This is a genomic window from Halobacillus litoralis (assembly GCF_009856415.1).
Lineage (GTDB): Bacteria > Bacillota > Bacilli > Bacillales > Halobacillaceae > Halobacillus > Halobacillus litoralis_C.
The window spans coordinates 150,933-164,954 of sequence record NZ_WMEZ01000006.1 but is presented as its reverse complement, the minus strand read 5'-3'; the positions used below and the strand labels follow the sequence as shown (position 1 = coordinate 164,954).

Annotated in this window: 14 protein-coding genes and 1 riboswitch; of the genes, 8 read left to right on the top strand and 6 right to left on the bottom strand. The window is 45.9% G+C overall.

The genetic code is table 11. The annotated features are described in order from the left end of the window. Position 1 precedes the first annotated feature (1 nt). A complete protein-coding gene (locus GLV98_RS14970; protein ID WP_160916648.1) occupies positions 2-610 on the top strand; it encodes a response regulator transcription factor in 609 nt (202 codons plus the stop codon). Between the two features lie 166 nt (positions 611-776). On the opposite strand, the gene GLV98_RS14965 is transcribed toward GLV98_RS14970, so the two are convergent. Both GLV98_RS14965 and GLV98_RS14960 read right to left on the bottom strand, forming a co-directional pair. Continuing rightward, positions 777-2,456 (bottom strand): methyl-accepting chemotaxis protein, encoded by a 1,680-nt coding sequence (locus GLV98_RS14965; protein ID WP_160916646.1) that lies wholly within the window; start codon positions 2,454-2,456, stop codon positions 777-779. A 98-nt stretch (positions 2,457-2,554) separates the two neighbouring features. Further along, positions 2,555-3,814: an MFS transporter gene (locus GLV98_RS14960; RefSeq protein ID WP_160916645.1), complete on the bottom strand. Its 1,260-nt coding sequence runs from the start codon at positions 3,812-3,814 to the stop codon at positions 2,555-2,557. An 886-nt stretch (positions 3,815-4,700) separates the two neighbouring features. Beyond that, a riboswitch (Lysine riboswitch) is annotated at positions 4,701-4,879 on the top strand. Positions 4,880-5,001: 122 nt separating this feature from the next. Between GLV98_RS14960 and dapA the strand changes: the two genes are divergently transcribed. Then, a complete protein-coding gene (gene dapA / locus GLV98_RS14950) occupies positions 5,002-5,898 on the top strand; it encodes a 4-hydroxy-tetrahydrodipicolinate synthase (RefSeq protein WP_160916643.1) in 897 nt (298 codons plus the stop codon). A gap of 27 nt (positions 5,899-5,925) precedes the next feature. Here dapA and clpP read toward each other — a convergent pair whose 3' ends face one another. The 3 genes from clpP to GLV98_RS14935 are packed head-to-tail and all read right to left on the bottom strand — an operon-like array spanning position 5,926 to position 7,179. Further along, complete coding sequence (gene clpP / locus GLV98_RS14945) at positions 5,926-6,507, bottom strand: ATP-dependent Clp endopeptidase proteolytic subunit ClpP (protein ID WP_160916642.1); 582 nt, start codon at positions 6,505-6,507, stop codon at positions 5,926-5,928. Between the two features lie 16 nt (positions 6,508-6,523). After that, a complete protein-coding gene (locus GLV98_RS14940) occupies positions 6,524-6,931 on the bottom strand; it encodes a sigma factor-like helix-turn-helix DNA-binding protein (RefSeq protein WP_237417156.1) in 408 nt (135 codons plus the stop codon). Beyond that, the gene (locus tag GLV98_RS14935; protein WP_160916640.1) at positions 6,931-7,179 is read right to left on the bottom strand and encodes a hypothetical protein; all 249 of its coding nucleotides are present in this window, start codon (positions 7,177-7,179) and stop codon (positions 6,931-6,933) included. Before GLV98_RS14935 ends, GLV98_RS14940 begins: the two co-directional genes overlap by 1 nt. Before the next feature lie 161 nt (positions 7,180-7,340). Between GLV98_RS14935 and GLV98_RS14930 the strand changes: the two genes are divergently transcribed. Then, positions 7,341-7,526 carry a hypothetical protein gene (locus GLV98_RS14930; RefSeq protein ID WP_160916639.1) on the top strand — a complete coding sequence of 62 codons (186 nt, stop codon included), beginning with the start codon at positions 7,341-7,343 and terminating at the stop codon, positions 7,524-7,526. A 35-nt stretch (positions 7,527-7,561) separates the two neighbouring features. Here GLV98_RS14930 and GLV98_RS14925 read toward each other — a convergent pair whose 3' ends face one another. Further along, positions 7,562-8,629, bottom strand: coding sequence for a branched-chain amino acid aminotransferase (locus GLV98_RS14925; RefSeq protein WP_423785014.1), 1,068 nt, complete (start codon positions 8,627-8,629; stop codon positions 7,562-7,564). Between the two features lie 202 nt (positions 8,630-8,831). Between GLV98_RS14925 and GLV98_RS14920 the strand changes: the two genes are divergently transcribed. The 5 genes from GLV98_RS14920 to GLV98_RS14900 all read left to right on the top strand — a co-directional run bounded on the left by GLV98_RS14920 (position 8,832) and on the right by GLV98_RS14900 (position 13,992). Continuing rightward, positions 8,832-9,515, top strand: coding sequence for a response regulator transcription factor (locus tag GLV98_RS14920; RefSeq protein WP_160916637.1), 684 nt, complete (start codon positions 8,832-8,834; stop codon positions 9,513-9,515). Further along, a complete protein-coding gene (locus tag GLV98_RS14915) occupies positions 9,512-10,516 on the top strand; it encodes a sensor histidine kinase (protein ID WP_160916636.1) in 1,005 nt (334 codons plus the stop codon). The genes GLV98_RS14920 and GLV98_RS14915 overlap by 4 nt, the downstream gene beginning before the upstream one ends. Positions 10,517-10,615: 99 nt before the next feature. Then, the gene (locus GLV98_RS14910) at positions 10,616-11,377 is read left to right on the top strand and encodes an ABC transporter ATP-binding protein (RefSeq protein ID WP_160916635.1); all 762 of its coding nucleotides are present in this window, start codon (positions 10,616-10,618) and stop codon (positions 11,375-11,377) included. Continuing rightward, the gene (locus GLV98_RS14905) at positions 11,367-13,310 is read left to right on the top strand and encodes an ABC transporter permease (protein WP_160916634.1); all 1,944 of its coding nucleotides are present in this window, start codon (positions 11,367-11,369) and stop codon (positions 13,308-13,310) included. The genes GLV98_RS14910 and GLV98_RS14905 overlap by 11 nt, the downstream gene beginning before the upstream one ends. A 61-nt stretch (positions 13,311-13,371) precedes the next feature. After that, positions 13,372-13,992, top strand: a complete 621-nt coding sequence (locus tag GLV98_RS14900) for an NUDIX hydrolase (RefSeq protein ID WP_160916633.1) — start codon at positions 13,372-13,374, stop codon at positions 13,990-13,992. The last annotated feature ends 30 nt before the right edge of the window (positions 13,993-14,022 follow it).

Sequence of the window (14,022 nt, the reverse complement as noted above, 5' to 3'; positions counted from 1 at the left end):
CATGATCCGGATCGTCATTGCCGAAGACCAGCGCATGCTTCTAGGCGCACTTGGAGCTCTTCTCGATTTAGAGGACGGCATGGAAGTTGTAGGCCAGGCTCAAAACGGCGAAGAAGCCTGTGAGCTTGTAAAAAAATTAAAACCGGATGTGTGCATCATGGATATTGAGATGCCTGTAAAGGATGGACTGGATGCCGCTGAAGAATTATATGAAGAGCCTTGCAAGGTGATCATTTTGACAACGTTCGCCCGCCCCGGCTACTTCGACCGCGCTCGCCGGGCCGGCGTCAGTGGATATTTACTAAAAGACAGTCCTAGTGAGGAACTCGCCACAGCCATTCGAAAAATCACCGCAGGACAGCGCATCTTTGACCCAGAACTCGTCGACCTGGCGTTCACTCAACAAAACCCTTTAACAGAACGTGAGCGCGAGGTAATTCAACTGATGGCAGACGGGAAAAACACCAAAGACATCTCTCAAGAGCTATTCATCACCCCGGGAACCGTCCGCAACTACGTTTCCGTCATTTTAGAAAAATTAGAAGTCAGCAACCGCATCGAAGCCATATCCAGATTCAAAGAAAAAGGCTGGTATAAAAAATCCCGTTGATCCCTCTCTGGAACAATCACTAGAATGAGGTGCGTCGGGTGGAATTTTCCCTTTCTACAGGCGGGTCGTTCCCAGACTAACCGACACTCACACATTAAAAAATTTATATGCTAATCTTTTATTATATGACGTGAAAAAACCTCGCCCTTTTAGCGAGGTTTCTTATTTACAGCTTGAAACGCCGCACTTGTTCATTTAATTGCTCAGCAAGGTTTGATAAGTCTTCAGCCGTCTGAGACACTTCTTCCATGGAACTGTTGGACTGCTGGGCAGAGGCAGCCGCCTGTTCAACACCTGCGGCCGATTCTTCTGTAATTGAAGCAATTTCCTCAATGGAATGGTTCATCTGCATGCTGTTTTCAGCAACCTCTTTCAAATGCGCAGAGATGTTCTGAATTTTAGCGACCATTTCTGAAACGGAACGATTGATTCCATCAAACGCTGCGCCTGTCTCTTTCATCTGCTTCGAACCTTGATCTACTTCCATGTTTCCCGTTTCGAGAGAAGTGACGACACTTCCTGTTTCTTTTTGAATCCCTTCAACAATTCCTGTAATATCACCCACAGAGCTTGTGACTTGTTCAGCAAGCTTCCTTACTTCGTCAGCCACGACGGCAAACCCTTTTCCATGTTCCCCTGCACGCGCAGCTTCAATAGCGGCATTCAAAGATAAGAGGTTCGTCTGATCGGCAATGTCTTCAATGACCCGCACAAGCTTGGAAATTTCTTTGGATTGAAGATCCAATCCTTTTACTTTTTCGGTGGATTCCTTCACGATGCTGTCAATCGCATGCATTTGCGCAACCGCACGCTGCATCGATTCGCGTCCTTTATCCGTCATTGCCAGAACTTCATTCGATGTTTCTGATATCGCCTCGCCACTTGCGTCCGCTTCTTGGATTTTTTCACCGAACGTGCGCATTTGATCAGAAAGGTGGGTCGCTCCATTCGCCTGTGACTCTGCCCCTGAAGACAACTCTTGCATTGTCGACGCGATTTGTTCACTGCCTTCTCTCACTTCATAGGCTGACTGAGTCAATGCTTCACTTTGCCCGGATACTCGATCTGAAGTGAAAGAAACAGACTGGATCACTTCATTCAGTGAACGCTGCATGTCGTTCGTCGCATCCGCTAGCTGTCCGATTTCGTCTTTTGACTTCACATGAACCGGTTCTTGACTGATGTCTCCCTTTGAAATCTGTTTCATGCGCTCCACTACTTTTTTTATCGGATTCGTTATGCGGTTCGCAATAACAAGCGCAAATGCAATACCAATAATGATGGAAGCGAGTGAAACCATGCTACCGATGATCATCATCGTATTTCCGGCTTGAAGGATGTTTTGTCCTTCCTCCTCCATCATTTGTTCACGCTGCAACGCCATGTTTTCAAACCCTTCCATGACTCCCTGACCAAGAGGGGTCACTTTATCCTTCATTGCTTGAAGAGCTGCGTCCTCGTTCCCACTGTCAAAACGGTTGAAAACTTCATTTTGAACCATTTGTCTCCATTGATTGCTTTCTTCCACGAGGCGTTCTGCTTCATCGGAATTAGACATGCTCAACAGTTCTTCCTGAATCTCCACACTTTCTCGTGTATATTCGTTAAACTGTTCGCGATAACTTTCATCTTCAAAAAGTACGTAGGCTCTTGTCAGTGCGATTCGCTGAGATAGGTTCAAGGCTAATTTTTCATCAGCAATAAGCAATGGAAGCTGATGGTCCACCATATCCTGGGTACGATCATTTGTGTATTTTGTGGCAAGAAAGTTGAAGGTGCTTAAAATGACCGTCAACATGATGACCACTGAAAAAGATAATAAGATCCTTTTTTTAAGACTTTTCATGAAAAACGCTCCTCTACCGTATTTTTCCTTTATTCTTTTATCGGAAGTAAGGAGCGTTCCCTAAAGCTGTTCCTTTCGTAAGTCCTAGATTTTTATGCTCATTCAATTTCTCTTAACTCTTTAAATCTGAAGAAAATGAACGCAGAGTACAAGGTTACTAAAATCGCACCGACTGCCATAATGTGATGGATGGAAACGCCGAAAGCTAAAACCCCTGATGTTATGGCATAGCTGACAGGGATCAGTCCCATGGAGGCGAGCGAAATAAGCCCCATGACCCGCCCCAACATCTTCTCTTCAATTAAACTCTGGATCGCTGCAATGAATGGTATGTTGGAACCCGATAAGGCGAATCCAAAGATTCCGAGACATAGAATACTCATCCAAAGTTCAGTTGTGAAGCTGAGTCCTGTAAATGCCATCCCTGCAATGACTAGAGCCAGAATACCAATTTTCCCTCGGTTCTTTTTCACATTCAACACACCCACCACGGTCGAACCCAGCAGCATCCCCACAGCCAAACCGGCTTCAAGAAAGCTGAAATCCATGGCCGTCCCTTCTAAAATGGTCTTCACAAACAACGGAAGTCCCATCGTCAAAGGTCCGACCAAAAAGAGATTCATGAAGATCGTCGTCAGAACGACAAGGGATATGACACGGGAATTCTTCACGTAAAGCAGCCCTTCCTTAAAATCATCCCAAAACCTCTTCTGATCCTCCGATTCTTCTTTCACCCTGGGTACACGCATGAAGAAAATGAGAACACTTGCCACAATGAGCATAACCGCCGTTGTCGCAAACACAATTTCATAGTTTCCAAAAGCAATGATGACCCCGGCAAGCATAGGAGCGAGAATGAAAGACGTCTGGTTGGTCATCTGGATAATCGAATTCCCTCTTGTCAGATTGTCTTTATGAATGATCGAAGGAATAACGGCACTTTCGGCTGCCCAGAAAAAAGCATCCAGAATACCGAAGAAAAAGGCGAACGTCACGAACGTCCATAAAGTAATGCCTCCGAAAATAAACCAGACGACGAGACCGACGAGAAGCAATCCACGGATAAAATCAGACATGAACATAATTTTCGTTTTATCAAAGCGATCCGCCACCGTGCCACTGATAATCATAAAAAGCACACGCGGGATACTGACAGCGATATACAGAATGCCAAGTGAAGCCTCTAAACCTAAAACATTGACGACATACCAGCTTTGCGAGAAAAGAAAAAAAGAAATGCCAAAACTTGATAAGAGCGCTGCTCCCCAAAGCAGCAAAAAGTTTCGATTCTTGAATATGGAGGGAAGCTCTTTCGGTTCCGTTTCTGACTGTTGCAACGCCATTTCATTGACTGCCATTTGAATCACACCTTCGGTTATTATTGGTTAATTCCATTGTATAAAAGGTCGACGTCATCATCGATGTGCCGGAGAATGAATCTTCATCCGCCTCGAGGCTGATATCTACTCTTCCACAAAAGCTCCCGGTTGTGGAAGACCCAGTTTCGAGACTTTTGTTGAGTGGATGGGGGCTGCGGGGAATAGCTCGCTTTCCGCGGGAGCGCGGTGAGCCTCCTCGGACTGCGTCCTGTGGGGTCTCACCCTGCACTTTTTTCCCGCAGGAGTCTCGCCATCCCCCTCCGCCCACTTGCCGGAAGAGATTCTCGAAACTACCTTCCAGTAATAAGAGCTTTTATGGTTAAGAATCCTATATCGACGCAGATTAAGCAGGATTTCACAACACAACTAGGCAGGTTACTATAAGTGGGATTTCGAGAACCTCATTTGGTAAAGGGACGGAGGGAAACGGTGAGACTCCTACCTTAAGTGTGCAGGCGCCTTGGTCAGCGGGGTATGGACTGGACTGAGCTGGCGGAGATAAAGGAAACACGAAGAGCGGAGCGATTCGATGTTGACTTATCGTACAGAAGCGAGGGAAGTCTCACTAGCCGCTAGGCGCCGGAACTGGATATCCAAGAGGAAGTGCGTGGTAGGTGAGACCCCGCAGAGCGTTAGCTCGAGGAGGCTCATCACTCGCCCACGGAAAGCGAACCTTTTCCCGGAGCCCCTAAACCCCCACAAAAGTCTCGAAACTGAGTCTTACACAATCCTGCCAGTTTGCTTAAGATATGAATATCAGAGATTTTGTCGAATTGTTAGTTCCCTTGTCTTTCCACTTGTAAGATTAAAACTTTTTTGATAATCTTTAACTAACTAAATATTTTCTTATTTCAAATGATTTTGAAGTAAGGATAGAGGTGCAATGACATGAGTACACTTGTCGGAGGAGAATGAGCTCCTGAGATGAAAGTGGAAAGGGGAAATTGCCGAAGCGAAAGGGATCTCATCTCCCTGATGCTGGTTCTGCTGCTGAACAAGTACAGGACTGTCATATAGGAAACTATATGGAGGGCTATCTTACGCAGGAACGGTTAAAAGTTTCTACGGCAGCAGCGAAGCCCTCGTTGTTGCCGTTTTTATTTTGACTGCCGTAGCCCTCACAGCCTCGAACGTATTCAAAATTCTAAACAAAGGTGTGTGAGGTTATGAATTTCGGCCAAGTATTAACAGCGATGGTGACCCCTTTTGACAGCGAAGAAAACATTGATTTTGATGCAACACGAGCGTTAGTCAACCACTTGATCGAGAATGGTTCGGATGGCCTTGTCATTGCAGGAACCACAGGTGAATCACCAACATTGACAACAGAAGAGAAAGTGAGCCTTTTCAAATTCGTTGTTGAAGTCGTGGACGGAAGAGTTCCTGTTATTGCAGGTACCGGATCCAACAATACGAGAGCGTCCATCCGTTTGACTGAAAAAGCTGAGGAAATCGGTGTTGACGCCGTCATGCTCGTAACTCCTTATTACAATAAACCAACCCAAGAAGGTCTTTACCAGCACTTCTCTACAATTGCCAAATCTACATCGCTTCCCGTGATGCTTTACAACATCCCAGGCAGAAGCGTCATCAACATGGAGCCGGCGACCGTCATTCGCTTATCTCAAATCAAAAATATCGTTTCGATCAAGGAAGCAAGCGGCGATCTTGATGCGGCGACGGAGATCATCCGTGAAACATCCGATGATTTTTCTGTGTACAGTGGTGAGGACTCCAATACACTTCCATTCGTATCCATCGGAGGTACAGGAATCGTTTCCGTTTCCTCCCATGTGATCGGAAATGAAATGCAGCAGATGATCCAGAGTTTCCGAGAGGGCGATTTTGCTTATGCCGCCCGCCTTCACCAAAAGCTTGTTCCTGTGATGCATGCCATCTTCTCGGCACCAAGCCCGTCCCCGGTCAAAGCGGCGCTTAATGCCAAGGGTGTGGAGGTTGGTGGTGTCCGTCTTCCCCTCCTGCCTCTTTCAGAAAAAGAAGAAAAGCATGTACTCGACAATCTTGAAAGAGTACAACCGAAAGAAGCTGTAACAGCTTCATAAAAAAACCGCCCGGCGTGGGCGGTTTTTCTATTTTTTATGAACAATCGCATCGACGATTCCGTATTCCTTCGCCTCTTCTGCACTCATAAAATAATCCCGATCTGTATCTTCTGCCACCTTTTCCACCGGCTGCCCGGTGCGTTCAGCGATGATTTCATTGATATGCTGCCTCAATTTGATGATTCGTTTGGCTGAAATTTCAATGTCAGCTGCCTGCCCGCGAGCTCCCCCGAGCGGCTGGTGAATCATAATTTCACTATTCGGCAGAGCATACCGCTTCCCTTTTGTACCTGCCAATAAAAGCATGGCTCCAAAAGACGCCGCCATTCCAGTACAGATCGTGCGCACGTCAGGCTGGATATACTGCATCGTATCCAAAATTGAAAATCCAGCAGTCGTCGATCCTCCTGGACTGTTGATATACAAAGATATATCCTTTTCCGGATCATCGGCTGCAAGATATAGGAGCTGAGCGACGATGCTGTTGGCCATGTGATCGTTGATTTCTTCACTTACCATCACGATCCGGTCTTTTAAAAGCCGGGAGTAAATGTCGTAGGACCTCTCTCCTCTACTTGTCTGTTCAATGACATAAGGTATCGTATTCATCGGATTTTTTCCTCCTTTATGCTGCTAAAGAGAGGTCGTTTAAAGGTGAATTTGGGCGCTGATTTCTGGAAGCAGGTTTGAGGAGAATCGGAATTTTTTCAATCAGTACGGTTGGGTCCTGAATGGTGAGCGTTCTGAACAATGTTTGGTAGAGAAGGTCGTCTTCTGAGCGGGTACGCATCACATGAAGCCTTTCTGTTTCTGGACACCTATGCAAATTGTCCCGTGAACGTTTCAATAAAGCCTTGACTCCTGTTTCTTTCATTTGGAGCAGGTCTGCAATTTCTGCAATTTTATAATGAAAAGCTTCTTTTAAAACAAATGTAAGCATCTGCTTCACCGTCAACTTTTCTAATATAAGCTGAACCAATGTTTCATTGACAGTCTTTTCTTTTTTCACAAAGTCATCAGCCGTTCTCTCCATCACATGTTCTTTTTCTCCATGCGTTTTTGATCCACCCAAACATGGTAGGCGATTTTCTTAAGCAGAGCTGGTCTGATTTCATCGGCATCATAGTGCTCAAACGCCCTTGCAACCGACTCCTGGGCAAGGTCTTTTCCGTCCCATTCATCACGTGTTAAGAAAAGACAATAGCGTAAAAGTTTATCATAGTCCTTCTCGACCTCCTCAAGACCACACTTCCCATCGGAATGACTTGTATTCAGTTCCACCTTTCACACTCCTTTCGACCTCTCACAGCTATAACGGAAAACTCCGTAAAAAAGATATGGGTGTTTCTATTTTTATTCTCTTTTGTTCGTCTAAACCCCTTTGGTTTAAAAAGGTTAAGGATAGAGATATTGGGTTAGAGGAAAGAAAAAGGAGGGATACGATGTCCACGCGACGGAAAAAGAACAAAGACATCGCCCGATTTATTTTTCTTCTACTTGTCATTATAAGTAGTCCTTTTCTCCATAAGAAATTCGATTGGTTTGTGAGCCTTGCCATCGTTTTTGTCCTTTATTTTGTCCTGATGTTGCTGATGGAACTCTTCAATCGAAAAACAAACGAGCATTAAAAAGGCCTCAGGCACCAACACCTGAGGCTTTCCTTCTATACTTCCACTGTCCAACCATAGCGATCGTCTTTTCTTCCCCGTTGAATCCCAGTAATCGTATCATAGAGTTCTTGCGACAAGGCACCGATTTCGTGGTCATTGATGACCATCTTCTTACCGAGCCAGTTCAGTTCACCGACCGGCGATATGACGGCGGCGGTACCTGTTCCGAAGGCTTCCTCAAGCTTGCCGTCTTCGTAGGCCTGGTACAGTTCATCAATCGATATACGGCGCTCGTTCACAGGAACCTCCCACTTACGCAGAAGTTCAAGAATCGACGTACGCGTAATCCCCTGCAGAATGCTTCCACTCAATGATGGGGTCACAATTTCTCCATCGATTTTGAAAAAGATATTCATACTGCCAACTTCTTCGATGTAGCGCTTTTCTACCCCATCAAGCCATAGGACGTCATTGTTCCCTTCTTCTACGGCTTTCGCTTGAGCCTGATAGCCGGAAGAGTAGTTGCCGGCAGTTTTCGCCATGCCTGTACCGCCTTTGACAGCACGGGTGAATTTGTCTTCTACGTTTATGGTTACCGGCTTGATGCCACCTGAGAAATACGGCCCGACTGGCGATAAGATGATCATCAGTTTATATGATTTAGACGGAGCCACCGCAAGGCTCGGTTCTGTCGCAATAATAAATGGTCGTATGTATAGCGATGTTCCTTCAAAAGAAGGGACCCAATCCTTTTCGAGCTGGACCAATTCTTTCAAGTAACCGAGCACCTCTTGTTCATCGACCGGCGGAATGCTCAAGCGGTCACTCGACAAGTTCAGTCGTTCGAAGTTTTTCTCGGGACGGAAAAGAAGGACACGATCATCATCGGTGCGGTATGCTTTCAATCCTTCAAAAACGGTTTGTCCATAATGGAAAATCATCGCGGCAGGATCGAGTGTCAGCGGTTCATAAGGGACAATCCGCGGTTCGTGCCAGCCTTTATTTTCTTCGTAATCCATCACAAACATGTGATCCGTGAAGGTACGTCCAAAAGGAATCTTTTCACTTTCTGGTTTGGCTTTTTTATGGGATGCTTCAACGATGTTCAATGACATTTTCATGACTCCTCTTCTATGGTTTCTTTTATAATGGTCTTTGAATATTAGTATCCATTGTACGCCCATCCCCACCTTTTTTAAAGAGGATTTGACGGAATGGTCAAAATATTTTTACTACACTACCGCTTTTTCGTAATAAAATGCGTAGACACCTGCACTTTTGCTATACTGAGAAAAGGTAAAATACGGAAAGGTGGTGTCCCTTTTGTTCAAACTGCTCTTAATTGAAGATGACCGCACGCTTTTTCACGAGATGGTCGATCGTCTATCTCAGTGGTCGTATGAAGTCCATGGCATCCATGACTTCAGCCGGGTAATGGATGTATTCACGAATGTCGATCCCCATCTCGTCATCATCGATATTCAGCTTCCGAAGTTTGACGGCTTCCACTGGTGCCGGATGATCCGTGAGCATTCCAATGTGCCGATCATCTTCCTGTCATCCAGGGACCATCCGACAGACATGGTGATGTCGATGAACCTTGGTGCGGACGATTTTGTACAAAAACCGTTCCACTTTGATGTGCTGATTGCGAAAATCCAGGCGATCCTTCGGCGGGTTTATAACTACAATAACGACCAGAATGAATTGAAAACATGGCTTGGTGCGACCATCGACTATGAACGGAACCGGGTCTCGAATGACGATGGAACCGTCGATCTTACAAAAAATGAAATGCTCATCTTAAAGCAGCTGATCGAAAAAAAAAGCAAAATTGTCAGCCGAGAGGAAATCATCCATCGTTTGTGGGAAGACGAACGATTCGTCAGTGACAACACGCTCACCGTCAACGTCAATCGGCTACGCAAAAAGCTTGCAGACCTCGGGCTTGGTGAATCCATTGAAACGAAAGTTGGGCAAGGGTATGTCGCGAGGGATGAGTCATGATTCGGAAATTCCTGGCTGAACGCATCAGCTGGATTTTGCTGATTGTCATCCTCCAGCTGCTCGCCCTGTTCGTTGCATTCGTTGACCAGACCGTACCGCTTTCGTCCATCATCTACTACATATTTTTATCAGGTCTTCTCGTGGTTTTTTTCCTTTTCATCCGTTATCGCAAAGAAACCCGCTTCTATATGGAACTGGAAGACCGGGACAACGACCTCGATTTGACGACGTTCCCTGAAGCAGACAGTCCTTTTGAGTCGGTGATAGAGACAAATGTACGCGATCAGATGGAACGGTTGAAGCAGGAAGCTTCTTATAACCAAAGTCTTCTCGAACAGGAAAAAGACGAACTTTTATCATGGATCCACGATGTGAAGACACCAATGACTGCGATGCGGTTGATCATCGATCGTATCGACGATTATAAGTTGAGGTCCCAGCTGACGTTCGAGTGGATGCGTATCCACCTGCTTCTTGATCAGCAGCTGCATCAGAAGCGGATTCCTTTTATCGAAAACGACCTTTATATCGAAGAAGTGGAGCTTGAGCCACTGCTATTCAATGAAATCAAATCGCTCCAGTCATGGTGCATGCAAAAAGGGATCGGCTTTGATATTGACCTTCAAGCTGAAAGCGTGCTGACCGATGCGAAATGGCTCGCCTTCATCTGCAGACAGCTGATGACGAACGCGATTAAATACAGTGAGGAATCGGAAATTACCATCACAAGTATGGAAGAAGCCGGTCGTATAAAGCTTATGTTCCAGGATGAGGGGCGCGGCATCGATCCAAGGGACCTTCCACGCATTTTTGAAAAAGGATTCACTTCTACGACGGCTCATCAGGATCAAGCTGCGACTGGCATGGGCCTCTATTTGACGGACCGGATCCGGGAAGCTTTGAAGATCGACATCGAAGTGCAATCCGAACTTGGAAAAGGTACAACCTTCATCCTCCTGTTCCCGGAACCGAATGAATTTACGAAGCTTCGGAGCATGTGACGAAACTGTCACATGCTTCCGTCATTTTGTTAGATGAATCGAAGGAAAAAGACTTCGAGTGGTTCTACAATAAAGTCATAGAATGAAGGGGGTAACGAAATGAGTTTACTAGTCGCACGAAAGATCCATAAAAGTTACGGCAACAAGTTTATGAAACAGCACGTCTTGGAAGGCATTGACCTTTCCATCCAGCGCGGAGAGTTCGTCACGATCATGGGCGCATCAGGGTCAGGGAAAACGACGCTCTTAAACGTCTTATCCTCCATCGACCGCGTAAGTCACGGGACGATAACGATTGACGGTCAGGAGATTACGGGGCAAAAAGACAAGAAGCTTGCTGAGTTCCGCAAGCATCACCTCGGCTTTATTTTTCAGGAGTATAATCTGTTAGACACATTGACAGTTAAAGAGAATATCCTCCTTCCACTATCGATTTCCAAAGTGTCAAAAAAAGAGGCACAGGCAAAATTTGAATCGGTAGCGAAGGAACTCGGTATTGATGACATCCATCATAAATATCCGAATGAGATTTCCGGGGGTCAGAAACAGCGCACCTCAGCCGCACGAGCATTCATCCACGAACCAAGCATCATCTTCGCCGATGAACCGACGGGAGCGCTCGATTCGAAATCGGCTTCCGACCTTTTAGATAAGCTGAGTGACATGAACAAAAAGCGCGAGGCGACGATTGCGATGGTCACCCACGACCCTGTCGCCGCCAGCTACAGCAGCCGCGTCATTTTCATCCGTGATGGTCAGATTTACACCCAGCTCAATAAAGGCGACCAGGCGAGACAGACGTTTTTGAAGGACATCATGAAAACCCAAGGTGTGCTTGGCGGTGTGCAGTATGAACATTAATCAGCTCATCTTACGCAACTTGAAAAAGAACCTGAAAAACTACTACCTCTATGTATTTGCACTCATTTTCAGTGTCGCGTTGTACTTTTCGTTCGTCACCTTGCAGTATGACCCGTCGATGAGTCAGGAAGGCTCGATCAAAGGCGAAGCAGCGGTCAGGGTTGCCTCCATTCTCCTGATTGCGATCGTGGCCATTTTCCTGTTTTATGCCAATGCGTTGTTCATTAAACGGAGAAGTAAGGAAATCGGTTTGTTCCAACTGATTGGGATGACGAAAAACCGCATCGCACGAATTTTAGGTATCGAAAATTTAATCATCTATTTTGGATCTCTTGCCATCGGAATATTCATCGGCTTTGCGATATCCAAGTTGATCCTTATGAGCTTCTTCCGTGTCGTCGGCGTAGATGAAATCGCTGAGCTAAACTTTTCCACCCAGGCCTTTTTCCAGACACTGATCGTTTTCGCTGGAATCTATCTCGTCATCATGGCGACGAACTATCTGTTCATTCACAGACAGTCGATTCTATCCCTTTTCCGTGTTACTTCAAGCGCTCAAGGGAAAGTGAAGAAGTTATCCGTGTGGGAACATCTGATGGGCATCCTCGGCATTGGGTTAATTGCCTCCGGATATTATTTGTCCTCCCAGCTGTTTGAAGGCAGCATTACAACGATCAACGGCTTTTATCTGGCTATGCTTTATATTTTAGGGTCCGTCATCATCGGAACGTACTTTTTGTATAAAGGATCGGTACGCTTTGTATCCAACTTGATCCGCAAAAATAAAAACGGCTATTTGAACATCAATGAAGTGTTATCCTTGTCGTCCGTCATGTTTCGGATGAAGTCGAATGCTTTTTTGCTGACGGTGATTACGACGGTGTCGGCGCTTGCGATCGGATTGCTTTCGCTTACGTATATTTCCTATTATTCAGCCGAAAAACTGGCAGAAACGACGGTTCCTGATGATTTTTCGATCATCGACCCAGAGAAGGCAGCTGGGTTTATGGAACGTCTGGAAGAGGAAGGGATCGCCTATACAGAAAAGCGTATCCCTGTTTATGAAGCGGAATTTAACGTCAAGGACATCCTCGATGCAAATTTAGAAGAGTTGAACTTCAACACCGAACAGACGACCTTCCCCGTCATCAGTGAAGTTCACACAGACGAGATCGAACTCGATGAAGGAGAAATGAAGCTCACCGGCTATACGGATCTGATGCAGTCCTTCATCTCCCTTCATGATGGAGGGAAGGCACAAATTTTATTGGATGGAAACTGGCGTGAACTGGATTATCAAGGGCTGGAAGAAGATTACCTGCTCTCCTCCTACTACGTCGCAGGGGGACTTCCAATCGGCGTTGTTGATGAAGCGTTATTCGAAGAGCTAAGCCAAAACTATAACCCTGAGATCCAGACGAAATCCAACCTTTATACAGGCGTGAACCTTGAAGATTCAGGAAAACAGGAAGAGGCTTATGACATTTTCGCTGATATGGGATTGGATGAAGGGAGAGAGAACGGCTCCCAATGGTACAGCGCGATGTCTCAGAAGCAAAACATGGGTCTCGTCATGTTCATCGTCGGCTTCCTCGGCCTCACCTTCCTAATAACGTCTGGATGTGTGCTTTACTTTAAGCAGATGGATGAAGGGGAAGATGAAAAAGGAAGCTATACGATTCTAAGAAAACTCGGCTTTACCCGTGGTGATCTTTTGCGTGGAATCCAAGGGAAGCAGTTGTTCAACTTCGGTATACCATTACTGATCGGACTCCTGCACAGCTACTTTGCGGTCAAGTCGGGGTGGTTCTTCTTCGGAACCGAACTATGGGCACCGATGCTGATCGTCATGGGGCTATACACGGCTTTCTACTCCATTTTTGGACTGCTGTCTGTTCTTTATTACAGAAAAATCATTAAAGAGGCGCTCTGATGAGTGCCTCTTTTCTATTCCAAAGGATGTTCTGGTATAGTAAAAGGACGAGGTGAAAACTATGGACGCAAAAACCATTTTTGAGACAGTGAAAAAACATGACCCCTCTGTTCTTGGACACGAACAGTTCCGCAAGTTCGCTGTCCTTTTACCGATCATCGAGAAAAACGGTGAGCTTCATGTGGTCTTCGAAGTGCGTTCCCATCAGCTGAGAAGACAACCGGGAGAGATTTGTTTTCCAGGTGGGAAAATCGACCCTGAGGATCCTTCTGCCAAACAGGCCGCAATCCGGGAGACGGAAGAGGAATTAGGCGTCGAGTCAGGTCAGTTCACAGAAGTTCACCCGCTGGATTACTTGATTTCCCCGTTCGGAATGATCGTCTACACATTTGCAGGATATCTTAATGTGACCGAAGACGAACTCGTCCGGAACCCCGATGAGGTACGTGAAGTGTTTACGGTGCCGCTTTCCTTTTTCATGGAAAATGGACCGCGCATCCATTACGTCCACTTCGAAGCCCAGCCGGAGGCGAATTTCCCCTTTGATTTGATTCCAGGCGGAGAAGAATACAACTGGCGGACACGTCAGCTGGAAGAATACTTTTATATTTATGGGGATAAAGTGATCTGGGGGATGACGGCAAGAATCATCTCTCATTTTGTGGATATCCTGAAAAAATAAAAATGGTGGCTGTCTCTGCTTTATTCAAGC

What these genes read in the sequence shown, in the direction of transcription:
- GLV98_RS14905 (WP_160916634.1), top strand. Translation starts at nt 11,367, where the DNA reads ATGAACATTAATCAGCTCATCTTACGCAACTTGAAAAAGAACCTGAAA.
- GLV98_RS14940 (WP_237417156.1), bottom strand. Translation starts at nt 6,931, where the DNA reads ATGGAGAGAACGGCTGATGACTTTGTGAAAAAAGAAAAGACTGTCAAT.
- GLV98_RS14900 (WP_160916633.1), top strand. Translation starts at nt 13,372, where the DNA reads ATGGACGCAAAAACCATTTTTGAGACAGTGAAAAAACATGACCCCTCT.
- GLV98_RS14970 (WP_160916648.1), top strand. Translation starts at nt 2, where the DNA reads ATGATCCGGATCGTCATTGCCGAAGACCAGCGCATGCTTCTAGGCGCA.
- GLV98_RS14925 (WP_423785014.1), bottom strand. Translation starts at nt 8,629, where the DNA reads ATGAAAATGTCATTGAACATCGTTGAAGCATCCCATAAAAAAGCCAAA.
- GLV98_RS14965 (WP_160916646.1), bottom strand. Translation starts at nt 2,456, where the DNA reads ATGAAAAGTCTTAAAAAAAGGATCTTATTATCTTTTTCAGTGGTCATC.
- dapA (WP_160916643.1), top strand. Translation starts at nt 5,002, where the DNA reads ATGAATTTCGGCCAAGTATTAACAGCGATGGTGACCCCTTTTGACAGC.
- GLV98_RS14915 (WP_160916636.1), top strand. Translation starts at nt 9,512, where the DNA reads ATGATTCGGAAATTCCTGGCTGAACGCATCAGCTGGATTTTGCTGATT.
- GLV98_RS14960 (WP_160916645.1), bottom strand. Translation starts at nt 3,814, where the DNA reads ATGGCAGTCAATGAAATGGCGTTGCAACAGTCAGAAACGGAACCGAAA.
- GLV98_RS14910 (WP_160916635.1), top strand. Translation starts at nt 10,616, where the DNA reads ATGAGTTTACTAGTCGCACGAAAGATCCATAAAAGTTACGGCAACAAG.
- clpP (WP_160916642.1), bottom strand. Translation starts at nt 6,507, where the DNA reads ATGAATACGATACCTTATGTCATTGAACAGACAAGTAGAGGAGAGAGG.
- GLV98_RS14930 (WP_160916639.1), top strand. Translation starts at nt 7,341, where the DNA reads ATGTCCACGCGACGGAAAAAGAACAAAGACATCGCCCGATTTATTTTT.